The sequence below is a fragment of the Duganella sp. Root198D2 genome, assembly GCF_001428585.1.
Classification (GTDB): Bacteria; Pseudomonadota; Gammaproteobacteria; order Burkholderiales; family Burkholderiaceae_D; genus Rugamonas.
Genome location: NZ_LMIC01000003.1, coordinates 100,639 through 121,549, shown reverse-complemented (window position 1 = coordinate 121,549; position 20,911 = coordinate 100,639). Strand labels below are relative to the sequence as shown.

Genomic DNA, 20,911 nt, shown 5'->3' with positions numbered 1-20,911 from the left:
AGCAATACCGCCATGCGAAGACTCTGGTTATTGTTTGCACAAACGGTGACCATCGCTTTGGCACTGTTCTTTGTATACACGGCCGTGCAGCGGCCGGCGCCGGCCACCGGCACCCCGGCTGCCGCAGCGGCCAGCCGCACTGCAGTGCTGGCCGAGGCCATGCCGCCCTCTCCCGGCTCCTACCGGACCGCCGCTGGCCGCGCCATGCCCGCCGTCGTCAACATCCTGACCACCAAGGCGGTACGCAAGCGCCATCCGCTGTCGCGCGATCCGTTCTTCAAGCGTTTCTTCGGCGACCGCGACGAGGAAGATGACCAGAACAGCCTGGGTTCCGGCGTCATCGTCAGCCCGCAAGGCTACATCCTGACGAATTACCACGTGGTGGAAGCGGCCGACGAAATCCAGGTGGTGCTGCCGGATGGCCGCAAGGCGGCCGCCAAGATGGTCGGCACCGATCCGGAAACCGACCTGGCGGTGGTACGCATCGAACTGGACAAGCTGCCGGTGGTGAACCTGGGCCAGGTCGAACAGGCCAAGGTAGGCGATGTGGTGCTGGCCATCGGCAATCCCTTTGGCGTCGGCCAGACCGTCACCATGGGCATCATCTCCGCCCTGGGCCGCAATAACCTGCATATCAACCACTTCGAAAACTTCATCCAGACCGATGCTGCCATTAATTTCGGCAACTCGGGCGGCGCCCTGATCGACACCCAGGGCAACCTGCTGGGCATTAACTCGGCGATTTACTCGCAGACCGGCGGCTCGGTCGGCATCGGCTTCGCGATCCCCGTCAGCACGGCGCGCAACGTGCTGGAAGCCATTATTAAAGACGGCCATGTGGTGCGCGGCTGGATCGGCGTCGAGTCGCAGGAAATTACGCCGGAACTGGCGCGCAGCTTCAGCCTGGACCGCGATTCCGGCGCCATCATCGCCGGCGTGGTGCGCAACGGCCCGGCCGACAAGGCCGGCATGAAGCCCGGCGACATCCTGCTGTCGGTGGACGGCAAGCCGGTCAAGGACACCAATGAAATGCTGAACCTGATCGCCCAACTCTCGCCCGGCGGCCAGTCGACCATGCGCATCCTGCGCAAGAGCCGCGAAAGCGAACTCCAACTCACCGTGGGCAAACGCCCACCTGCGAAAAAATAGCCATGCACCTGCGCGACCTGACCCGCTACCTGACGGAACTGTCCGACAACAACAACCGCCCGTGGTTCGTGATGAACAAGCCGCGCTACGACATCCTGCGCGAGGAATTCCTGGAGCTGGTGACCCAGGTGATTGCCGAACTGGGCAAGTTCGACGCCCAGGTCAAGTTCTGCAACCCGAAGAAAGCCATGTTCCGCATCAACCGCGACGTGCGCTTCGCCCACGACAAGAGCCCATACAAGACCCACTTCTCGGCAGCTATCGCGCCCAACGATATGCGCCGCCCGAGCATGGCGGGCGGCCCGACCTGGTATTTCCAGATCAGCCCCGACGGCGTGCTGGGCATCGGCGCCGGCGAATATATCCCGCCGCCGCACCGCCTGAAGGCGCTGCGCAAGCACATGGTCAACGATGCCGCCGGCTTCAAGAAGGCCCTGGCCAACAAGGCGCTGAAGGCGCGCTACGGTTCGATCACCGAGGAACACAAGCTGCAGCGCCCGCCGAAGGGTTTCGACCCGGAACATGAGCATATCGAATTCATCAAGCTGAAAAGCTTCTTCGTCTACCAGGAAGTGAAGCTGCCGCTGAACAAACCGGACGAGCTGCTCGGCATGATCGCCGGCGCCTTCAAGGACGCCTGGCCGCTGGTACAGTGGATGCGTTCCGCTCCGGTGGAAGAAGTGGAAGCGGCGTAAAATACCGCATCATGGCACTCCTGCGCATCCTGCTGCTGGCACTGGTCTTTCTGCTCAACCACTCGGTTGCCGCGGCGAAATCGGTGCACACCTGCTGCCTGGACGCCGATTGCCCGGTTTCTGTCTGTGCCGACATGGGCTGCCTGCCCGCTTGCGCGCCGCCGCTGGCGGCAGCAGCGGCCCGACCTGCGCTGCCGCCGCTTGCTGGCAACGATGACGCGGCCCTGGCGCCGTCGCATCACTTCTCCGATCCGATTGACAGCATCTGGCGCCCACCCCAATAGAGCGGCCGCCTTGTCCGCGCGGGCCAAGCGCCCGCTTCCTGCCACATCTTTGGAGTACACCATGAAGAAAATCATCATTGGCGCCAGCCTGTTGCTGGCATCCGCTGCCGCCTTCGCTGCCAGCAACGACTGCTGCATGAGCATCGAATGCTGCCTGCGCATGCTCGGCTGCTGCTGAAAGGCTAGCTAAAACATGAGCACACACCGCATCGCGGTTATCGCCGGCGACGGCATCGGCAAGGAAGTGATGCCGGAAGGCTTGCGTGCCATGCACGCGGTCGCAGCCCGCTTCGGGCTGGACCTGGAATTCACGACCTTCGATTGGGCCAACTGCGACTACTACGTGCAGCATGGCCAGATGATGCCGCCCGACTGGTTCGACCTGCTGAAGGGCTTTGATGCCATCTACTTCGGCGCAGTCGGCTGGCCCGATGCGGTGCCCGACCATATTTCCCTGTGGGGCTCCCTGATCAAGTTCCGCCGCGAGTTCGACCAGTACGTGAACCTGCGTCCGGTGCGCCTGATGCCGGGCGTGCCATGCCCGCTGGCCGGGAAGAAACCGGGCGATATCGATTTCTACGTGGTGCGCGAGAACACCGAGGGCGAGTATTCCGCCGTCGGCGGCCGCCTGTTCGAGAATACCGAGCGCGAGGTCGTGCTGCAGGAAGCCGTATTCACGCGCAAAGGCGTCGACCGCATCCTGCAGTTCGCCTTCGACCTGGCGCAATCGCGCCCGAAAAAGCACCTGACTTCCGCCACCAAATCGAACGGCATCGCGATCAGCATGCCGTATTGGGACGAGCGCGTGAAAGCCATGTCCGCCAGCTATCCGGAGGTGCGCTGGGACCAGTACCACGTCGACATCCTGGCGGCGCGCTTTGTGCTGAGCCCTGAGCGCTTTGACGTGGTGGTGGCGTCCAACCTGTTTGGCGATATCCTGAGCGACCTTGGCCCGGCCTGCGCCGGCACCATCGGCATCGCGCCTTCGGCCAACCTGAATCCGGAACGCACCCTGCCGTCCCTGTTCGAGCCGGTGCACGGTTCGGCGCCGGATATCTACGGCAGGAACATCGCCAACCCGGTCGCCATGATCTGGTCCGGCGCCATGATGCTCGATTTCCTCGGCAATGGCGACGCCCGCTACACGCAGGCGCACGACAGCATCATGCGCGCCATCGAAACGGTGCTGGTGCAGGGTCCGCGTACGCCGGACATGGGCGGCTCGGCTTCCACCACCGACATGGGGATGGCCATCGCCGCCCTGGTTTAAGCACCCAGCAGTGCCCTGACCGCCGGCAGGTGGCGTTCGCTGACCGGCACCCGGTCGCCGCAGCGCAAGACCAGCTGGCTGCCCCCTTCGGCGTCGCGCTCCAGCGACGCCACCTCGTCCACCCGCACCAGGGCGCGCCGGTGCACGCGCAGGAAGCCGGCCGGGTCCAGGTGCTGCTCCAGCCGCGCCAAGGGCACCCGGTGCAGCACGCGCCGCTGCGGCAGGCGCAGTTCGACATAATTGCCCGCCGCCTCGATCCACAGCACTTCCGCAACTTGCACGCATTCGATGCGGCCGACCGAGCGCACGTTCAACTGCTGCAGGTATGTCTTCCCTTGCGGCTCCACGAAGGCGCGCATGGCGCGGGCATAGGCGGCGCGCTGGCGTTGTTCCAGCATGGCGGCGGCGCGCTCGAGCGCCTGCGCCAGGCGCTGGTCGTCGAAGGGTTTAAGAAGGTAATCCAGCGCATGCACTTCAAAGGCTTCGATGGCATGCTCGTTATAGGCCGTGGCGAAGATCACCAGCGGCGGCTCTTCGCGCTGCGCCAGCTCACGCGCCAGCGCCAGTCCGGTTTCCTGCGGCATCTGGATGTCGAGGAAGATCACATCCACTTCCTGGCCTGCCAGGGCTGCGCGCGCCGCCGCGGCACTGGCGCATTCCCCAACCAGCTGCCAGCCCTCATGCGGCGCCAGGCCGTAGCGCAGGTTGATGCGGCCGGGTTCTTCGTCGTCGACGATCAGGGCGCGGATCTTCATGCGGCGAAATACATCGGCATATTGATCTCGGCGACAAAGCGGCCATCGGCGCGCCCGGTGCGCAAGCCGGCGCCGCTGCCGCAAGCGATGCGCAGGCGCGCCTCGATATTGCGCAGGCCCATTCCCATGCCGGGGTTAGCCGTCACTTCACGCGCCGAATTGCTGATATGGATGTGCAGCATGCCTCCTTGCTCGGAGAAGCGCAGCTTGATATCACAGTCGCCGTCATGGCAATCCAGGTCGTGGCGCAGCGCGTTCTCAACCAGGGGCTGCAGCAGCAAGGGCGGGCAATCGGCAGCCAGCACCGCTCCGCTGTCGCCTTCGATGGACACATGTAGCCGGTTACCGTAGCGCATCGACTGCAGCGAAAGATAGTCGCGTACGAACTGCAATTCCTCCGCCAGCGTGACCCAGTCGCGCGAACTGGCCGCCTGGGCATAGCGCAGCAGGCCGCTCAGGCGGCTGATTGCGCTCAGGGTCGCGCCCTTGTCGTCCATGCGCACCAGCGCACTGACGGCGTTCAGGGCGTTGAACAGGAAGTGCGGCTCCAATTGCCCTCGCAGTGCGGCCAGGCGCTGCTGCTCCAGCTCAAGGCGCAGGCTCAGGTTATCGGTCTCGCGCGCACGCTGGATTTGCCAGATGCGGATGCCGGCCACCGTAACAAAGGTGAAGGTGGTCCAGGTCAGCTCGAGGAAGACGGCGAACCAGCTCCTGTCATTTTGCAGGGAGACGAAGGCGCATTCCAGCGGCAGGAACAGGAGCAGGACCAGCAGGTAAGTGCGCACTATCCCGCGCGGGCTGGCCAGCGACTGCGGCCAGCGCTCGAGGACGACATACAGGACGGCGCTGAACAACACCATCAGGGCATGCGCACCGCCCCAGTCGCCGAGGAGCTCCCAATAAGAGGGATTGGCGCCGCGCTGCAGCAGCGAGCCATAGGAGGAGGCAGCCCCGGTCAGGCAGACGACGCTCCACACCAGCACGCTGGTGCCGAGGATACGCAGGAAATGCAAGGTTCTCATGGCTGGACAGTATACCGCTCCTTTTCACCGGGGCCGACGGGCCTTGTCACACGGTCGTCCGCCTTCGTCACACCGGCTTTCCTGCATTTCAGGTCGTCATTTCTGCATTTCGTCGCACACCGGTAGTGCTGGACACCGCACATATCTATAGTTCAATCAACGAAACGCGAAATGAACTTAACCCAACCGAATGGAGAGCAAAATGAACATCGCCAAAAACATGGAATACATCTTCCTCGCAGCAGTTGCCGTCATCAGCGCAACCGGCTTCGCCACCGCGGCCACCCCGCTGAAACACAGCGCGCCGGCAGCCGTCGTCGCCAAGGCCCAAACCCAGGCCATGCCAGTGGTGACGGTCACCGCCAAGCGCCTGACCGCTGCTGAAAAAGCCGCACTGTAATTCGAACGCAATCGATATCCCACGGAGCCTCAACATGAAAAAGTTCTTCACCGCCACGATGATGACCGCAATGATGTTCGCCGCAGGCGGCATCGCCCACGCGGAAGAAATCATCACCGAAGCGCGCACTGTTGACGGCCGCCCTGTGAAAGTAGTCCTGGATGGCGTGGTAGACCTGAAGCTGAAGCAAGGCGCACCGGCACTGGTGCTGTCCGGCGACAAGCGCTACCTGCAAAAGATTACGGTGACGCAGAACGGCGACACCATCCGCATCGGCACCGAAAATATGCGCGGCATCCATATCGGCCCGCGCAACCTGAAAGCGGAACTGAGCCTGCCGCAGCTGCGCGAACTGGTTTCCGCCGGCGTCGGTTCGGCTGAAGTAAAGGGATTCGACGGCGACGAAGTTCGCCTCTCCCTGGAAGGCGCCGGCGCCGTGAGCATGGCATCGCGCTTCAAGAAGGTCGATGCCCGCCTGACCGGCGTGGGCAGCATGACTGTCAGCGATACCCAGGCCGACGTGGTGGACCTGAACCTGAAAGGCGCCGGCCAGATCGCGATCTCCGGCCAGAGCAAGCAGCTCAACGCCAGGTTGGGCGGCATCGGCAGCCTCGATGCAAAACAACTGCAAAGCGATAGCGTGGATGCCGACATGACCGGCCTTGGCAGCGCCACCTTCAACGCAAAGACTTCCGCCAACCTGCGCCTCTCTGGCATGGGTTCGGCAACTGTGTACGGCAAGCCAGCCAACCGCCAGTCCACCGCACGTGGCATGGGCAGCGTGTCCTGGAACTGAAGCCAACGATTCCCTACCAACTCGTGAGTTGTTTCACGGTGCTTGCCGCCCGCTAACCCCGGGCGGCTTTTTTATTCCCGCGTCCTTGCCCAGCACGATGCGCAGTTGCGCCTCGCCGCTGGCGCGGATTTCGACCCGCGTCTGTTCCACATTGAAGGGGATGGTGTTGGTCAGGCGCACGACCTGCATTCCTTCCGCCCGTAAGCGCCGCGCCACCGCGGCGGCCATGCCGCGGATGCCGTTGCCGTTGCTGACTTCAAGGCGCGTCGGCGCGCCGCGCTCCACTCTTGCGACTTCAACCAGCCCGGCGCCGACCTGCCGCACTTCGACGCGCGCCATCCCGTCCGGCCACAGGCCGCCGCCAGCCCCGCTGGCCTTGTCCTGGCCGGCCGCGCCCTCCTCCCGCTCGCGCAACAGGCGCGCATGGCGCATTGCTTCCAGCGCACGGGCGCTGTCGCCGATCGCCTCCAGCAGCGCAGCCAGGTGTTCCCACGCAACCGCGCTGGATGGCGCCATCAGGCAGGCCCGTTCCAACGCCGCCTGCGCTTGTTCCAGCTGTCCGCCAAGGTAGTAGGCGTAGCCAAGGTCGCCAAACAGGGCCGCGCCGGGCGTGCGCCGCGCGCGCTCTTCCAGCAGCGCAATGGCTTCCTGGTAGCGGCCATCCCCGGCCAGCGCTCCGGGGGCGGGCGTGGCGGCCGGCGTGGCCGAACCGAAGGCGGGAGGCGGCGGCAGCACCGGCATGCTGCACGCCGCCACCAGCCCAACGGCGGCGGCAATGATCGTCTTACGCATGGCAAGCTCCTAACGCGCGCTTTGCGCAACAGGATGGAATACGGCTTTCATCTGGATCGATGCGGGCCCCAGCAATACAATCATGAGTGCCGGGAAGATGCAGAAAATCAGGGGAAACAGCAGTTTCAGCGCCACCTTGGCCGCCGCCTCCTGCGCTACCACCGCCCGTTTGCGGCGCAGGTTATCGGCATGCACGCGCAGTGAATCGCCCATGCTGGTGCCGAAGCGCTCTGCCTGCACCAGCATTGCTACCAGCGCGTCCACGTCTTCCACCCCGCTGCGCAGGGCCAGGTTGCGCAGCGCACGCTCCTTGGAAAAGCCGGAGCGCATCTCCATCAATACAAGCTGCAGCTCCTGCGCCAGCGCCACGCTCTTGATGTGGATTTCGCCGGCGACTTTGGCCAGCGCACGCTCCATGCTCAGGCCGGCCTCGACGCAGATGGTCAGCAAGTCGAGCGCGTCGGGCAGGCTTTCGAAAATGTCGCGCTGGCGCAGTTGCGCGCGGCGCGCCAGTACGCCATTCGGCAGGTAGTAGCCGATGGCCGCACTGGCAAACAGTACCAGCAGCAGGTGGCCGCTGCGTCCCGCCAGCGTTGCCACCAGCGCCGGCAGGGCCAGGGCCAGCAGGGATTTGGCCGCAAAATACAGCTTTGGCGCAGCCGGTTGGCGCCAGCCGGCATTCATGAAGCGCGTGCGCAGCAGCGACTGCTCCCAGCCGTCTTCCGGCAAGGACAGGCGGCTGAACGGCTCGGCCACCCGCGCCACTTTTTCGATCCACTCGCCCTGGCCCGGCGCGGGCATCATTTCGGCAGCGCCGGTGAAAGACTTCAGGCGTTCGCGCAAAGGCACGCTGGAAAGCGCCAGCATGGCCCACAAGGCCAGGCCGGCCACCGCGCCAAACACCAGCAGCAGCAACAGGATATCGCGGATATCGGCGCCGCTCATACGCGCACCCTGATCACCTGGCGCATCCATAACATGCCGGCCACCATGGCGCAGGCGCCGTACCACAGCATGCGTTGCCCGCCCGGGTCCTGCCACAGGACCGCGCTGTATTTCGGATTGCTTACCTGCATGGCGGCCATCAGGCCAAGCGGCATCAGGGTCAGGACCCAGGCCGACATGCGGCCTTCCGCCGACATGACCCGCACTTGCGCCAGCAATTGCAGGCGGGCGCGCGTCATGCGCGAGACATTGTCCAGCAGTTCGGCCAGGTTGCCGCCCGATTCGCGCTGGATCAGGACCGCAATCACCAGGTAGCGCAAGTCGGTCAGCGGCACGCGGGCGGCCAGGCTGTGCAGCGCGTCCTGCATGGTGACGCCGAAGTTGACTTCCTCGTAGGTGGCGCGGAATTCGCCGCCCAGCGGATCGGCAACTTCATCGCCCGCCATCTGCATCACATTGGCAAAGGAGTGGCCGGCCCGCAGGCCGCGCGCCAGGAAGTCGGCCATCTCGGGCAGTTGCGATTCGATGCGGCGCACGCGCGCGGCCCGGGTTCGCAACAGCAGCATGGCCGGCGCCGCCAGCGACAGCACGCCAACGATGATCGACGGCAGCGGCGGCATGTGCACGGCGGCCGGCGCCAGCAGTCCCGCCAGCGCAGCGCCGGCCTGCACCTGCAGGAAGCGCGCCACCTGCCAGCGCAGGCCCGCTTGCAGCAGCAGCCGGTCCAGCGCGCCGATGTGCGGGATACGCCGCAGCAGCGCATCAAGCGCCGGCGCTTTGGCGTAGCGGCGCTCCTTGAGGATGCTGATGGCGCCGCCGGCAGTGTCGGTGCGGCCCGACATCAGCCGCAGCCGGCGTGCGATGCGCTGCGCGCTGTGGCCATGCGTGCTGCTCCACCACAGCCAGGCCGCCTCGCACAGGCAGATCACGGCTGCGAACAGCAACACGGAAAATCCGGTCCAGGCGAAATCCATGGCGGCCTCCCTATTCGTACACCTTGCCGGGATCGAAGACGCTGTCCGGCACCGGCACCCCGAACATGCGCAGGCGTTCGGCAAAGCGCGGCCGCACGCCGGTGGCGTAGTAATGCCCCTGCACCTTGCCCTGCGCATCCACGCCGGTCTGCTCGAAGTGGAAAATCTCGTGCATGGCCACGGTGTCGCCCTCCATGCCGGTCACTTCCTGCAGGCTGACCAGCTTGCGCGTGCCGTCGGTCAGGCGCGACAGCTGCATCACCACCGTGATTGCCGAGCAGATCTGCTGGCGCGCCGTGCGCGGCGCCAGGTTGGCGCCCGCCATGCCGACCATGCTCTCCAGCCGCGACAGCGCATCGCGCGGCGAGTTGGCATGGATGGTGGCGAACGAGCCCTCGTGGCCGGTGTTCATGGCCTGCAGCATGTCGACCGCCTCGGCGCCGCGCACTTCGCCCAGGATGATGCGGTCGGGCCGCATGCGCAGCGCATTGCGCACCAGCGCGCGCTGCGTCACCTCGCCCTTGCCTTCCACATTCGGCAGGCGCGTTTCCAGGCGCACGATGTGCGGCTGGCGCAGCTGCAGTTCCGCCGCGTCCTCGATGGTCACGATGCGCTCGCTGGGCGGGATGAAGCCGGACAGCACATTGAGCAGCGTGGTCTTGCCGCTGCCGGTGCCGCCGGAGATCAGCACGTTCAGGCGCGCCTGGCCCAGCGCCTTCAGCACTTCCGACATCGGCGGCGTCAGGCTCTTGAACTCGAGCAGCTTCTCCATCGACAGCGGCTGTGCCGAGAAGCGGCGGATCGACAGGATCGGCCCATCCACCGCCAGCGGCGGGATGATGGCATTGACGCGCGAGCCGTCCGGCAGCCGCGCATCGACCATCGGGCTCGACTCGTCGACGCGCCGGCCGACGCGCGACACGATCTTTTCGATGATCTTCATCAGGTGCGTGTTGTCGTGGAAGGTGATGCCGGTCAGCTCCAGCCGGCCGCTGCGCTCGACATAGACCCGGGCATGGGTGTTGACCAGGATATCCGAGACGCCGGGATCGGCCAGCAACGGCTCCAGCGGCCCGAAGCCCAGCATCTCGTTCTGGATGTCCAGCACCAGCTTGTGGCGCTCGCCCTGGTTCAGCACAATGCGTTCGTCGTCGACGATGCGCGCCACCAGCAGCGCCAGTTCGTGCTTGAACTGTTCCGGCGTCAGGCGCTTCAGGCGTTCCAGGTCGATGCGCTCGAGGATCATCTGGTGCATGGACTTCTTCAGATCCTGGTAGGCGCCATCGGCCATTGCCGGGGCGCTCGAGGCCTGCTGCCCATCATCGCCCAAGGCCAGGCGTTCGCGCAGACTCATGGTCGGCTCCCTTTCAATGTTCGGTTTCGGCGCGGCCGAACAGCCGGTCGAACAAGCCTTTGCTCTCGGGCAGGCGGCGCTCGGTGACCGCCTCCACCAGCTCCGCCAGGCTGCGCGCCACCGGGCTGCTGCGCGCCAGCTGCAGCAGCGGAATGCCCTGGTTGACCGAATCGGTGGCCGACAGGTAGTCGTTGGGCACCGTGTGCAGCACGTCGGCGCCCAGCGCCTGCTCCAGGTCGGCCAGGCGCAGCTTGCCGCCCTTCTCGTAACGGTTGACGATCAGGCGCGTGCGTTCCTGCGGGTAGCCCAGCGAACGGAAGATGTCGAGCAGGCGGCGCCCGTCGCGGATATCGGGCAGCGCCAGTTGCAGCACCGGATAGATGGCGTCGGCCTGGTCCAGCGCGCGCAGCGACAGCGCATCGATCTGGCGCCCCACGTCCAGCAGCACATAGTCGTAATGCTGGCGCGCCACGCGCAGGATGGCGTCGATATGGTCCGGCTTCATCTGCGTCGCCAGCGCCGGGTCGTCGGCTGCCGCCAGCACACCGTAGCCCGGCGCCACGTGCACCAGGCACGATTCCAGGAATGCCGCGTCGAGGCGGCCGATCTGGCTGCAGATATCGGACAGGGTCATGGCCGGCTTCTGGTCCGACACGTACAGCGTGGCATCGCCAAACTGGCCGTGCAGGTCGAGCAGCAGCACCTTGCGTCCGGCCAGCGCCGCCAGCGCGTAGCCGAAATTGGTGGCGAGGAAGGTGGCGCCGCTGCCGCCCTTGCAGGAAATGAAGGCCAGCGCCTTGCCCTCGCGCAGCGCCGTCACGCCGCGCTCGATCTCGATGCGGTCCAGCGCCTCATGCAGCGCGCGGTGCACCAGCGGCAGCGGCAGCACTTCGCGCATGCCGACGCGCATGGCGCGGATCAGCAGTTCGTGCTGCGGCGCGCGCGTCAGCAGGATGAACGAGGCGTCGGGATAATGCCGCGCCAGCGGCTCCAGCAGCTCGGCCTGGCCCGGCTCCGCCTCGCTGGCATCGAACAGCACCAGCTCGGGCGGCTGCGGCAGCAGGCGCTCCAGGGTGTCGCGCAAGTTGCGCCGCGTGGCCGCCAGCTGCAAGGCCGGCAGGCGCGCCGAGCCCTGTGCCGCCAGCTCCGCCTGCAGCCGTTCGTCATTGCTGATCAACAGCGCTTTCATGGGACCCTCCTTTGCTTGCGGGTTCAGGGGCAAGGTGCCTGGCCCGGCACGTAGCCCAGCGATTCGGCAGCCACCAGCGTGCTGGCGGACGGCAGCACATGCGGCACCGGCACCAGCGGCAGCAAGGGCTCATAGTCCAGCGCGGGGCAGGCGGCGCCGCTGCCGCACAGGCTGACGCGCACGAAGCTGATGCAGCTCGGGCCATGCGGGTCGCGCGCGCAGTTGACGCGGTTGGCCAGCGGGCAGGCCGGCAGCAGCGGCAGCGGGGCCAGCACGCCGGCGCTGTTCTGCCACAGGTAGTCGATGCGGATACTGGCGCTGCTGACATTGGGGGCCAGCGGCAGCGCGCCGTCGTCGGTACGGAACATTGCGGCCCGGCGCAGCGCCTGCATTGCCGCCGGGTCGCTGAAGTCCGTGATCGCGGCGGCGCGCGCGGCGCGCTGGCTGACTTGCGGCAGCATGTTCCACAGGAACAGCAGGCGGCCGTATTCGAACAGGGCAAACAGCAAAGGCATGAAGACCATGCAGACCAGGCCGAATTCGATGCTGGTGTTGCCGCGCGCGAACCATGCCTTAGTCGCCACGGCCGACCTCCGCATACGCGCTCAGCGTCACCGGGGCGGCGCCGAAATCGACCACGGGCTGGTTGTCGACGACCACCAGCACGCCGATCCTGCTCGGGGTGCTGGTCGCCTGCAGTTCGTCGCAGTGGCCGGGATCGCACATGTACTCGACGTGCAGCGTTTGCACGTCGACCCCGGCGGCGGCCAGCGTTTCATCAATCAGGTAGCGGGCGCTGTCCAGGGCTGCGCTGCGCCGGCTGCCATCGCGCAGGATCTCGAGCGGCACCGTGGACAGCAGGCGCGCGGCGTTGCTGGCGGCCCGGTCCACCGCCGCGCCGTTGATGGCAAGCCGGCCCGTGTTCAGCAGCAGCACCAGCAACGGCGCCAGCGCCGCCATGACCAGGGCGGCCTCGATGGCGGCGACGCCGCGGCAGCGCAGGCGCTTCATCGCAGCAGCTCCACGTCGGTTGCCAGCGCCGCCAGCTCTTGCGCGCTGAGGATGCCGGCGAACTCGCCCGGCACCTCGGCAGCCGAGGCCTGCGCCGTCAGGAAGAAGCGTGCCACCGCCAGCACCGTGCCGTCCACGCTGGTGCCGGCCGCGACCGGGCACGCCAGCAGGGGCACATACAGCAGGCGCCGGTCTTTGCGGCCCGGGTATGCCGTGGGCGCGGTCTTGAACAGGGTGTTGTTATAGGGTCCCAAGGCCGGCCAGTTGCTACCGGTGGCGCTGAACGCCGGCGCGGCGGGGTACAAGCTGTTCCAGTGGCTGGCAAGGAAGGCGCTGTTGTTGCTGCGCCTGGCCGGACCGTATGCCCACAGCGTGCCATATTGCGCCGGGGGCGAGGGCGGCAAGGGGTAAGCGCCATCGGCGACGCTGGCCAGGGGCTTGCCGGCGCCCGGCGTGCTGGACGCGGCCGCGGCCTGCGGCGGATAGCTGCTAAGCCAGCTCGCCAGCGACCCGCGGTATTCGCGCACATTGCTGTCCGGCGGCGCCGTGAACGGATCGCAGGCATCGCTGCCGCTGTAAATCCCGAAGCGCGAGTTGAGCTGCTGCCACAGGCCGAAGCTGCCGCTGCGGCGCAGGTGCAGCGCGCCCGCCAGCGAGGGGTAGGCCAGTTTGCCGACGCACATGAAGGGCGCCACCTGGCTGTTCTCGGTGCTGGCTGGCACGGCGGCGCTGCCGGGCGGGCTGGCCGGATCGAGCAGGAAGTACTCGCCGCTGGCGGCGCCCGGTGCCGGATTCAGCGCCAGCAGGTTGTAGGCGACGCCGAAGCGCAGGCCGTAGTCGATGCGCTCGTCCAGGCCGGCGCCGTTAAAGCGCGTCGCGGTCGGCAGGCTGCTGGGGGCGCAGATCGCCAAGGGCAGCACGCGCGTGCCGTTCGGGCCGGCCACGGCGCGCGCGCCTACCGTTGTGGCCGCGCTGCCGCCCAGCAGGCGGCCGAAAGCGACCGGCAGTACGGTGAAGGCTGCGCCTTGCGCGGCCATGTCGGTGCGCACATAGCGCAGCCCAGCGGGCGCGCCCTGCGCCGCGCCGGCGTCCAGCCAGGGCCCGGCCAGGTCGGCGGCGAACGCCAACACGGCGGGATTGAGCACGACACGATCGACGCCGCGCACGTAGCGGCTGCGCACCGCGGAGCCGGCGGCGATGACCGCCTGCGCGACGCCGCCTGCGGTGCCGTCGAGTTGCTGGGCGGCGCTGAGCGCGGCCGAATCGGCCACCTGCTGCAACTGGCTTTGCCGCTGGAAGGCCATCGACAGTTCCAGCGCCAGCGCGCAAACGCCGATCGCCAGCGGCAGCATGACGGCCGTCAGGACCAGGATGGCGCCGCGCTCGCGCTGCCGCTTCATTTGCGTTCTCCCGTCTCCGCTGCGGGAGCGCTGAAGGACTTGCGGTAGCGCGCCTGGGCCGCCGCCGCTGCCGCGCCGTCCAGTCCCGCCCCCTCGCCCTCCGGCTTGACCAGGTGCGCCGTGATGACGAACAGCAGTTCGCTGCGGTCGTTCTGGAAATCGGTGCTGCGGAACAGCGCGCCCAGCACCGGTATTTCGCTCAGCAGCGGCACGCCCCTCATGCTGTTGACCTGCGTATGCCGGATCAGGCCGCCGATGGCAAAGCTCTGGCCATCCTGCAGCTGCACCGTGGTGCTGGCGCGGCGCGTGGTAATCAACGGGAAGATGGCGCGCCCGCTGAAGCTGCCGTTGCTGACGCCGATGCCATCGCGCGACAGCTCCGACACTTCCGGCGCCACTTTCAGGTTGATGCGCCCGCCCGCCAGCACGGTAGGAGTGAATTTCAGGCCGACGCCGAACTCCTTTTCCTCCAGCGTGGTGCGGTTGTTTTCCTGCGCCACCGGCACCATCACCTTGCCGCCGGCGAGGAAGTTGCCCTCCTGCCCGCTCAGCGCCATCACGGTCGGTTCGGCCAGGATGCGCACCTGGCCGTCCTGCCGCTCCGCATCGAGCCGCAGGCTGCTGCCGTTCGACCTGGACAGCGCCAGGCCGCCGCCCAGCGTGCCGCTCAGGAAATCGGCCAGCACCATGGCAGTCCAGCTGCCGCTGGCGTGGCGCAGCGACAGGCCCGCTTCCAGCTTGTCGAGCAGGGTCTTGGAAACTTCCGCCACTTTCACTTCCAGCCTGACCTGCTGCGGCGCGCTGACCGCCAGCAGGTTCACCAGGCGCGGACCGGCTGCCGCCGCCGGCGCCGCTGCGCCTTCCTTGCGCGCCAGCGGCTGCGGCGCCTGGCGCACGAAGGCTTGCGCCAGGTCCAGCACCTGCGCCAGCGTGGCGCCATCGCTCACGCTGCCGCTCAGGACGATGGCATCGGCGGCGGCACTGGCCTTGATGCCGCTCTCCTGCGGCATCAGCACGGCCAGGCTGGCGCGCAGCGGCGACACGTCCAGCCCCACCGCCACTTCCACCACGCTGCAGGCGCCGGATCTGCCTTGCACGATCAGGTTGGTGCTGCCGATTTCAGCGCCGACCAGGTACAGCGTATCGGGCGCCACCAGCGTTGCCTGCAGCACGTGCGGGTTGCCGATGCTGCGCCCGCCGACCGTGTCGGGCAGGCGCATCAAGGTGGACTTGCCCAGTTCCAGCGCCAGTTTGCCGGGAACGGCCGGCGAACCGGCACAGCGCAGGTTGTCGCCAAGCGCCGGCGCGGCGGGAAGGAGCAACAGGGCCAGCACGGCTGGCAGGCAGGCAGGGACGGATCGCATGGCGCCTCCTCACAGGCATTCCTTGCTGCTGCGGTTGCCGTCGATGACGCCGATGCAGTAGCGCGCCGGCGCGGCGGAAGGAGGTAATGCGGCGCGCGCCAGGCGCGGCCCGGCGGCAGGCGCCGCGGCGCTGGCGGCGCCGGCAACTGCCGCGGCGGCTTCCATGCCCAGCACGCTGTGGCGGGTGGCGCCCGGCGTCGCGCCCGGCCGCGGATCGACCTGGTTGCGCAGCACCAGCGACAGCGTGCCGACGCTGCGCGCCAGGTCCAGCTGCTCGGCCTGGCCCGGTGTGACTTCCAGCGTGACGGCGTTGACCACGCGCGGCTTGGTATCGTCGCGCGCCACTTCCTGCGCCACGGCCAGCACCAGGATCCGCTCCAGCACGATCTTCGATAGCGCGGTTTCGCTGGCGCCGTTGCTGCCGTTGTTCTGTGCCGGTGCATACACCAGGATGTCGACGAAGTTACCCGGCAGGGCAAATCCCGCCACGCCCACCACGTCGTTGACGCGCACCGTGATGGCGCGCTTGCCTTCGGCAATCAGGGCAGACAGGCCGCCCAGCGTGCCGGCCGGCGCCAGCTTGGCGTCCGTCACCGGTTCGCCGCGCTGTATGCTGGCCTTCATCACACGGCCCGCCAGCGCTGCCGGCTCGCGCTGGGCCCCGGCCGGCATGCTGTTGGCCGGCCACTCGGCCAGCGCCAGCATGTCCGGCGCCAGGCGCTGGCCGAGGCCGACATCGGCTGCCGCCACCGCAATGCGCACGGTGGACGCAGCTGGCTGGCGCAGCCAGCGCGAGGCCAGCAGCACGGCGGCCAGCCCCAGCACCGTCGCCATCGCCAGCATCGACAGGGCGCGCCGGCTCTTCATACGGCACCATCGGCAAACATGCTGGACCAGGCCTGGTCCAGCGTGGCGGGATTCAGGCTGGGCACGGTGCCGGCGAAGCCGGCAAATTCCGCTACCCGCGCCACGATTTCGCGCGGCAGGCTGGCCAGCAAAGGCTGGCCGCTGCCCCGGTGCAGCTCGCCGACCAGGTAGGCCAGCGCCGCCTCATCGGCTTCCATGCCGCGCGCCCGGCATTGCTGGCGCAGCAGGCTGCGGTAGCTGGCTTCCGGCAGCGGCCCGAGCGCAACCTTGTAGCCGATGCGGCGCAGCGCAGCGCCATCGAGCAGGGTTTGCGGCGCCAGGCTGGTGGCGAAGGCCAGCGCTGCCTGGCATGGCACGCTGAACGCATGCCCGCCGGGCAGTGCAAGCCGCTCGGTGCCGGTATCGAGCAGTTGCGCCAGGCGGTTCAGCAGCGCAGTGGCCGGCAAGCGTTGGCGCCCCAGGTCGTCGATGATCAGCAAGCCGTGGCAAGCCTTCAGCTGCGGCGGCGCCAGATAGCAGCCGCCGGCGGCGTCGTGCCGCAAGTCCAGCATGGCGCCATCGAGTTCCGCCCCCAGCTGCACCACCGGACGCTGGCACAGCAGCCAGCGCAAGTCGCCGCTGCGGGCACTGGAAGCGCGGCCCGGCAAGGGCGGCGGCGCCAGGTGTACCGCAGCGTCGTACAGCTGGATGATGGCGCTGCCCACGGCCACCGCATACGGCACCGCCACCACGCCCTGCAGCAGGCGTCCCAGCTTGCGCGCCAGCGTGGTCTTGCCGCTGCCGGAAGGCCCGTACAGGCAAACCGAACGTCCCGCATGCATGGCCGCGCCCACCAGTTCATGGATGCGCGGCGGCAGGCAGTCGTCGGCAAACAGGCTGGCTACGTCGGCAGCCAGCACTGGCGGCAATTGCAGGGCCTGGCGTTGCAGCAGCGCGCGCCAGGCCTCCAGCGGGACCGGCGCCGGGCCCACATAGGGCGCGCGCTCGAGCCACTCCGCCGCGCGCTGGCGGCCGATGCCGGTCAGCTGGTACTGCACGTCGATATCCGAATCGCCGCGCCACGCCACTTCCACCAGTTGTTCGCCTTGCAGGCCGTCCAGCACTTCCCGCAGCACATTGATCGACAGCCGCAAACGGCCGGTCAGCACCGACAAATGGCATTTGCCCGCGCCCAGCAAAGCCTTGCCCGCCAGCTCGGCCAGCAGCGCCGGCTCCAGGCCGGTGTCGCGCACCGTGCGCGGCGGGGCTGGCAGCAGCGGCTGTTCATCGTCCGTAAAATCGATCATGGTGTCCTCCTGTTGGAAACGATGATAGCCATGGGTTTCCGGTTGGATATTGAGGTGGAGCAAAAGATCAGCGATGCGCCAACGCAACGGTCGCCAAGGTGCCGGCCGCGATCGCTACCGCGTACGGCATGCCTTCCGGCTTGCTGCTGCCGCGCCAGCGCGCCAGTTGCAGCCAGCACAGGGCCAGCAAGCCGCCCGCCAGCGCACTGAGCAAAGAAAGCTGCAGCGCCTGCCAGGGCCCGACGAAGCTGCCCGCCATGGCAAGCAGCTTGACGTCGCCGGCCGCCATCCCGCCCAGCGCATACAAGGGCAGGAACAGCAGCAAGCCCACCGCTGCGCCGGCCAGGCCCTGTACCAGCAGCGCGCCGCCGCCCAGGCGCCAGTGAAGTGCCAGCGCCAGCAGCAAGCCTGCCGCTACCAGTACATTGGGGATCCGGCGCCAGGCCAGGTCCGATACTGCCGCCTGGAGCACCAGGCACAGCAGGATGATCTCGAGTCCGCTCATGGCGTCAAGGCTGGCAACCCGGCCGCCGCCGGGCGCCAGCCACCCCCATCAAGGCGTCAGCGCGCTCACCACGCTGTTGAACACGGCGGTCAGCTCGCTCGAGACGCTGGTCATTGCCGTGCCGACTGCCAGTGCAATCAGCGAAGCGATCAGGCCATACTCGATCGCCGTCACGCCCCGCTCATCCCTGATGAAACGCCTCACTGCAGAAAGTGCTTTCATGATGAACTCCCTTTCGCTAGGAAAACTCTGATGCCTGGGCTGCGCATCATTGGCTTTACTATAGGAGCCATTCCTACGAGCAAGTTGATATTGCGCAAGTTTTCCGCACAGAACTTTTTCTCTCTGTCCCGTGTTCTATGTCACACTGGAGGTATGGGAGGGGTGTTGCAATGAGGTCGCGTTTCGCATGAAACTACGCAAAGTTAATTGCCGAGAATGCAAAAAAGATTTATCCTGATCAGCTATTCTTTAGAAAGCCCCTTGTTTTGCCGCTGAGCGCCTAGTTATCGGACACTCACATGGATTCCCTTTTGAAACATATGGTGGACATGACCGGCCACCGCGATCACACGATGCTCGACATCTCGGTGATCTCGGCGGTAGCGGAATTGGCATCCGCCACGCAGGCACGTGTGCTGAGCATCGTCAATATACGAGGCCAGCTGTACGTGCGCGCGCGCGCCGTGATCGAGCAAGGCCGTCCCGCGCGCATGGAGGAATACATGGACCCGGCCATTGCGGGCGACCCGGTCAGCAACTTCCCGGCCCTGGCGCGCTGCCTGGCCCACCACGAATCGAGCGCCGACTACATGTCGCCCGAGGGTGAGCACACACTCTGGCTACCGATCTGGATGGGCGACAAGGCCGATACTTGCCTGGAAATCATCAATCCGACCCCGTACACCAGCGACACCATCCATATCATCGGTGGCGTTGTCAGCGTATACCGCAATTTCCAGAACCTGCTCGATTACAGCGAGCGCGATTCGCTGACCGGCCTGCTGAACCGCAAGACCTTCGACGACCAGCTGGCCAAGATGCTGCAGGCTTCGGCCGAGCACGACGTGCTGGCCTTGCCGCCGGACGGGCGCGAGCGCCGCAATCCGCAGGAACAGGAAAAACAGTGGCTGGCCGTGGTCGATGTCGACCATTTCAAGGCAGTCAACGACAAATTCGGGCATTTATACGGCGATGAGGTGCTGATCCTGATCGCCAACCTGCTGCAGTCTTCCTTCCGCGCGCAGGACCGCGTGTTCCGCTTTGGCGGCGAGGAATTCGTGGTGCTGCTGCGTTCTTCGACGCTGGATAACGCCAAGAAGATCATCGAACGCTTCCGCATGAACGTCGAACAGAACGTCTTCCCGCAAGTCGGGCAAGTGACGGTGAGTGTCGGCTTCGTCAGCATCAGCGCCTATGAGGCGCCGGTGATCATCCTCGGCCGTGCCGACCAGGCCCTGTATTACGCCAAGAGCCACGGCCGCAATATGGCCTGCCATTACGATGAGCTGGTCAGCGGCGGCCAGCTGCAGACCGTCGAATCGAACGATACCGCCGAATTCTTCTGACGCTCAGGCCCCTGCCAGGGTCAGGAAGCGCATCGGGTCCACTTGCCACTTGGCCGGCGATTCATGGCCCACGATCTTGTCGCCGCCACCGAAGCCCAGGCCGCGCGACAGGTCGACCGTTTCCGGCTTGATGTAGACATTTTTCCTGGTATTGAAGAACACGTTCACCTTCGGCGCCAGCAGGTTGCTTTCGTGCGGCTCGACCACAACGCCAAGTCGGCCCGATTCCAGCATCACCAGCGTGCCGACCGGGTAGATGCCGACGCAGCGCATGAATTCCTGCACCAGTTTCGGGTTGAAATGGTGCTTGCTCCATTCGTAAATCTTGCGCAGGGCGGCCGCGGCCGGAAGGCCCTTGTGATACACGCGGTCTGCCGTAATGGCATCGTAAACGTCGACAATTGCCGCCATCTGCGCAATCTCGCTGATTTCGTTGCCGGCCAGCTTGTCCGGGTAGCCGGTGCCATCGAGCCGCTCGTGGTGGTGGCGCGTGATGTCAAGCGCCAGCGCCGGCACGTCCGGCGACTCCTTCAGGATGTTGAAGCCATCCATCGGGTGCTTCTTGATGATGGCGAATTCCTCGTCGGTCAGCGGCCCCGGCTTGTTCAGGATCGCGTCCGGCACCAGTGCCTTGCCGGTATCGTGCAGCAGGCCGCCGAGGCCGGCCTCGCGCACGATGTGATCGTCCATCTCGCGCGCATTGGCGAAAGCCACCAGCAGCGCGCACACGCTGACCGAGTGCAGGAAGGTGTAATCGTCCTTGGACTTGATGCGCAGCAGGCCCAGCAAGGCGCCCGGGTTGCGCAGGATGGATTCCGTGATGTTCTGCACCACCGGCTGCACCGAGCCGATCTCGATTGCCTTGCCGAGGCGGGCATCGGCCATCACATTGCGCACCACGCCGGCGGCCTGGTGGCGGATCTGTGCCGCCCGCTGCAACTCCTCGCCGAGGGAAGTGCGGATGATGCGCGACGGCTCTTTAGCGATCTCTTCGACTTCACGCTCGGTGGCGGCCTGTGCTTCGGCGAGCGAAGGCGCATCCTCCACATCGAGTCCTTTGGACGCATCGATCACCACATCATGGATGCCGGCCTGGATGATCTTCTGGATCTGCTCCTGGCTGGAAATCTCGAAGCGGTTGCGGACGAACGGGTGGGTCATCCAGTCGCAACTCAGGTCGTGGATATACATGCCGACCTTTAACTGCGCCGAATCGACTTTCTTTAACATGGTGAGGCTCGCGAGATAAATCCGTGAAGAACGTTAGAATAAGTATACACAATGT

Annotated in this window: 23 protein-coding genes; 7 read left to right on the top strand and 16 right to left on the bottom strand. The window is 66.5% G+C overall.

From position 1 onward, the window contains the following. Positions 1-12: 12 nt before the first annotated feature. The 4 genes from ASE26_RS05600 to ASE26_RS05585 all read left to right on the top strand — a co-directional run bounded on the left by ASE26_RS05600 (position 13) and on the right by ASE26_RS05585 (position 3,398). Entirely contained in the window at positions 13-1,149 is a 1,137-nt protein-coding gene (locus ASE26_RS05600) for a Do family serine endopeptidase (RefSeq protein WP_055926838.1), read from the top strand. Between the two features lie 2 nt (positions 1,150-1,151). Next, positions 1,152-1,844, top strand: a complete 693-nt coding sequence (locus tag ASE26_RS05595; protein WP_055926840.1) for a DUF2461 domain-containing protein — start codon at positions 1,152-1,154, stop codon at positions 1,842-1,844. 11 nt (positions 1,845-1,855) lie between these two features. Continuing rightward, entirely contained in the window at positions 1,856-2,128 is a 273-nt protein-coding gene (locus ASE26_RS05590; protein WP_057245738.1) for a hypothetical protein, read from the top strand. A gap of 193 nt (positions 2,129-2,321) precedes the next feature. Beyond that, positions 2,322-3,398: a tartrate dehydrogenase gene (locus tag ASE26_RS05585; RefSeq protein ID WP_057245737.1), complete on the top strand. Its 1,077-nt coding sequence runs from the start codon at positions 2,322-2,324 to the stop codon at positions 3,396-3,398. Here the strand turns inward: ASE26_RS05585 and ASE26_RS05580 are convergent. Both ASE26_RS05580 and ASE26_RS05575 read right to left on the bottom strand, forming a co-directional pair. Beyond that, on the bottom strand, positions 3,395-4,153 hold the full coding sequence (locus ASE26_RS05580; protein ID WP_057245736.1) for a LytTR family DNA-binding domain-containing protein: 759 nt from the start codon (positions 4,151-4,153) through the stop codon (positions 3,395-3,397). The genes ASE26_RS05585 and ASE26_RS05580 overlap by 4 nt on opposite strands. After that, a complete protein-coding gene (locus tag ASE26_RS05575) occupies positions 4,150-5,175 on the bottom strand; it encodes a sensor histidine kinase (protein ID WP_055926845.1) in 1,026 nt (341 codons plus the stop codon). The genes ASE26_RS05580 and ASE26_RS05575 overlap by 4 nt, the downstream gene beginning before the upstream one ends. Positions 5,176-5,377: 202 nt before the next feature. On the opposite strand from ASE26_RS05575, the gene ASE26_RS05570 reads away from it, so the two are divergent. Further along, positions 5,378-5,575 carry a hypothetical protein gene (locus ASE26_RS05570; protein ID WP_055926848.1) on the top strand — a complete coding sequence of 66 codons (198 nt, stop codon included), beginning with the start codon at positions 5,378-5,380 and terminating at the stop codon, positions 5,573-5,575. Between the two features lie 34 nt (positions 5,576-5,609). Continuing rightward, positions 5,610-6,371, top strand: a complete 762-nt coding sequence (locus ASE26_RS05565; protein WP_055926850.1) for a GIN domain-containing protein — start codon at positions 5,610-5,612, stop codon at positions 6,369-6,371. A 33-nt stretch (positions 6,372-6,404) separates the two neighbouring features. Here ASE26_RS05565 and ASE26_RS05560 read toward each other — a convergent pair whose 3' ends face one another. From ASE26_RS05560 to ASE26_RS05500, 13 genes are all read right to left on the bottom strand, one after another. Then, entirely contained in the window at positions 6,405-7,163 is a 759-nt protein-coding gene (locus ASE26_RS05560; RefSeq protein ID WP_055926852.1) for a LytR C-terminal domain-containing protein, read from the bottom strand. Between the two features lie 9 nt (positions 7,164-7,172). Next, complete coding sequence (locus ASE26_RS05555) at positions 7,173-8,108, bottom strand: type II secretion system F family protein (protein WP_057245735.1); 936 nt, start codon at positions 8,106-8,108, stop codon at positions 7,173-7,175. After that, a complete protein-coding gene (locus ASE26_RS05550; RefSeq protein WP_057245734.1) occupies positions 8,105-9,082 on the bottom strand; it encodes a type II secretion system F family protein in 978 nt (325 codons plus the stop codon). Before ASE26_RS05550 ends, ASE26_RS05555 begins: the two co-directional genes overlap by 4 nt. Before the next feature lie 10 nt (positions 9,083-9,092). Further along, positions 9,093-10,436, bottom strand: a complete 1,344-nt coding sequence (locus tag ASE26_RS05545) for a CpaF family protein (protein WP_055926859.1) — start codon at positions 10,434-10,436, stop codon at positions 9,093-9,095. A 13-nt stretch (positions 10,437-10,449) separates the two neighbouring features. Then, positions 10,450-11,625, bottom strand: a complete 1,176-nt coding sequence (locus ASE26_RS05540) for an AAA family ATPase (RefSeq protein WP_055926861.1) — start codon at positions 11,623-11,625, stop codon at positions 10,450-10,452. Positions 11,626-11,648: 23 nt separating this feature from the next. Beyond that, positions 11,649-12,209: a TadE/TadG family type IV pilus assembly protein gene (locus ASE26_RS05535; protein ID WP_055926863.1), complete on the bottom strand. Its 561-nt coding sequence runs from the start codon at positions 12,207-12,209 to the stop codon at positions 11,649-11,651. Continuing rightward, positions 12,199-12,636 carry a TadE/TadG family type IV pilus assembly protein gene (locus ASE26_RS05530; protein WP_057245733.1) on the bottom strand — a complete coding sequence of 146 codons (438 nt, stop codon included), beginning with the start codon at positions 12,634-12,636 and terminating at the stop codon, positions 12,199-12,201. The genes ASE26_RS05535 and ASE26_RS05530 overlap by 11 nt, the downstream gene beginning before the upstream one ends. Further along, positions 12,633-14,036, bottom strand: coding sequence for a pilus assembly protein TadG-related protein (locus ASE26_RS05525; protein WP_055926867.1), 1,404 nt, complete (start codon positions 14,034-14,036; stop codon positions 12,633-12,635). Before ASE26_RS05525 ends, ASE26_RS05530 begins: the two co-directional genes overlap by 4 nt. Beyond that, the gene (locus ASE26_RS05520; RefSeq protein WP_057245732.1) at positions 14,033-15,400 is read right to left on the bottom strand and encodes a type II and III secretion system protein family protein; all 1,368 of its coding nucleotides are present in this window, start codon (positions 15,398-15,400) and stop codon (positions 14,033-14,035) included. The genes ASE26_RS05525 and ASE26_RS05520 overlap by 4 nt, the downstream gene beginning before the upstream one ends. A 9-nt stretch (positions 15,401-15,409) precedes the next feature. Then, complete coding sequence (gene cpaB, locus ASE26_RS05515) at positions 15,410-16,267, bottom strand: Flp pilus assembly protein CpaB (protein WP_057245731.1); 858 nt, start codon at positions 16,265-16,267, stop codon at positions 15,410-15,412. Then, positions 16,264-17,553 (bottom strand): hypothetical protein, encoded by a 1,290-nt coding sequence (locus tag ASE26_RS05510; protein ID WP_057245730.1) that lies wholly within the window; start codon positions 17,551-17,553, stop codon positions 16,264-16,266. Before ASE26_RS05510 ends, cpaB begins: the two co-directional genes overlap by 4 nt. A gap of 67 nt (positions 17,554-17,620) precedes the next feature. After that, a complete protein-coding gene (locus ASE26_RS05505; protein ID WP_055926875.1) occupies positions 17,621-18,058 on the bottom strand; it encodes a prepilin peptidase in 438 nt (145 codons plus the stop codon). A gap of 48 nt (positions 18,059-18,106) precedes the next feature. Continuing rightward, positions 18,107-18,280 (bottom strand): Flp family type IVb pilin, encoded by a 174-nt coding sequence (locus ASE26_RS05500; protein ID WP_055926877.1) that lies wholly within the window; start codon positions 18,278-18,280, stop codon positions 18,107-18,109. Positions 18,281-18,579: 299 nt separating this feature from the next. On the opposite strand from ASE26_RS05500, the gene ASE26_RS05495 reads away from it, so the two are divergent. Continuing rightward, entirely contained in the window at positions 18,580-19,626 is a 1,047-nt protein-coding gene (locus ASE26_RS05495) for a GGDEF domain-containing protein (protein WP_055926879.1), read from the top strand. A 3-nt stretch (positions 19,627-19,629) separates the two neighbouring features. On the opposite strand, the gene ASE26_RS05490 is transcribed toward ASE26_RS05495, so the two are convergent. Further along, entirely contained in the window at positions 19,630-20,856 is a 1,227-nt protein-coding gene (locus tag ASE26_RS05490) for an HD-GYP domain-containing protein (protein ID WP_055926881.1), read from the bottom strand. Between the last annotated feature and the right edge of the window lie 55 nt (positions 20,857-20,911).

Excerpts from the sequence above, each read along its gene's own strand:
- ASE26_RS05600 (WP_055926838.1), top strand. The coding sequence starts at position 13 with ATGCGAAGACTCTGGTTATTGTTTGCACAAACGGTGACCATCGCTTTG.
- ASE26_RS05595 (WP_055926840.1), top strand. The coding sequence starts at position 1,152 with ATGCACCTGCGCGACCTGACCCGCTACCTGACGGAACTGTCCGACAAC.
- ASE26_RS05590 (WP_057245738.1), top strand. The coding sequence starts at position 1,856 with ATGGCACTCCTGCGCATCCTGCTGCTGGCACTGGTCTTTCTGCTCAAC.
- ASE26_RS05585 (WP_057245737.1), top strand. The coding sequence starts at position 2,322 with ATGAGCACACACCGCATCGCGGTTATCGCCGGCGACGGCATCGGCAAG.
- ASE26_RS05580 (WP_057245736.1), bottom strand. The coding sequence starts at position 4,153 with ATGAAGATCCGCGCCCTGATCGTCGACGACGAAGAACCCGGCCGCATC.
- ASE26_RS05575 (WP_055926845.1), bottom strand. The coding sequence starts at position 5,175 with ATGAGAACCTTGCATTTCCTGCGTATCCTCGGCACCAGCGTGCTGGTG.
- ASE26_RS05570 (WP_055926848.1), top strand. The coding sequence starts at position 5,378 with ATGAACATCGCCAAAAACATGGAATACATCTTCCTCGCAGCAGTTGCC.
- ASE26_RS05565 (WP_055926850.1), top strand. The coding sequence starts at position 5,610 with ATGAAAAAGTTCTTCACCGCCACGATGATGACCGCAATGATGTTCGCC.
- ASE26_RS05560 (WP_055926852.1), bottom strand. The coding sequence starts at position 7,163 with ATGCGTAAGACGATCATTGCCGCCGCCGTTGGGCTGGTGGCGGCGTGC.
- ASE26_RS05555 (WP_057245735.1), bottom strand. The coding sequence starts at position 8,108 with ATGAGCGGCGCCGATATCCGCGATATCCTGTTGCTGCTGCTGGTGTTT.
- ASE26_RS05550 (WP_057245734.1), bottom strand. The coding sequence starts at position 9,082 with ATGGATTTCGCCTGGACCGGATTTTCCGTGTTGCTGTTCGCAGCCGTG.
- ASE26_RS05545 (WP_055926859.1), bottom strand. The coding sequence starts at position 10,436 with ATGAGTCTGCGCGAACGCCTGGCCTTGGGCGATGATGGGCAGCAGGCC.
- ASE26_RS05540 (WP_055926861.1), bottom strand. The coding sequence starts at position 11,625 with ATGAAAGCGCTGTTGATCAGCAATGACGAACGGCTGCAGGCGGAGCTG.
- ASE26_RS05530 (WP_057245733.1), bottom strand. The coding sequence starts at position 12,636 with ATGAAGCGCCTGCGCTGCCGCGGCGTCGCCGCCATCGAGGCCGCCCTG.
- ASE26_RS05525 (WP_055926867.1), bottom strand. The coding sequence starts at position 14,036 with ATGAAGCGGCAGCGCGAGCGCGGCGCCATCCTGGTCCTGACGGCCGTC.
- ASE26_RS05520 (WP_057245732.1), bottom strand. The coding sequence starts at position 15,400 with ATGCGATCCGTCCCTGCCTGCCTGCCAGCCGTGCTGGCCCTGTTGCTC.
- cpaB (WP_057245731.1), bottom strand. The coding sequence starts at position 16,267 with ATGAAGAGCCGGCGCGCCCTGTCGATGCTGGCGATGGCGACGGTGCTG.
- ASE26_RS05510 (WP_057245730.1), bottom strand. The coding sequence starts at position 17,553 with ATGATCGATTTTACGGACGATGAACAGCCGCTGCTGCCAGCCCCGCCG.
- ASE26_RS05505 (WP_055926875.1), bottom strand. The coding sequence starts at position 18,058 with ATGAGCGGACTCGAGATCATCCTGCTGTGCCTGGTGCTCCAGGCGGCA.
- ASE26_RS05500 (WP_055926877.1), bottom strand. The coding sequence starts at position 18,280 with ATGAAAGCACTTTCTGCAGTGAGGCGTTTCATCAGGGATGAGCGGGGC.
- ASE26_RS05495 (WP_055926879.1), top strand. The coding sequence starts at position 18,580 with ATGGATTCCCTTTTGAAACATATGGTGGACATGACCGGCCACCGCGAT.
- ASE26_RS05490 (WP_055926881.1), bottom strand. The coding sequence starts at position 20,856 with ATGTTAAAGAAAGTCGATTCGGCGCAGTTAAAGGTCGGCATGTATATC.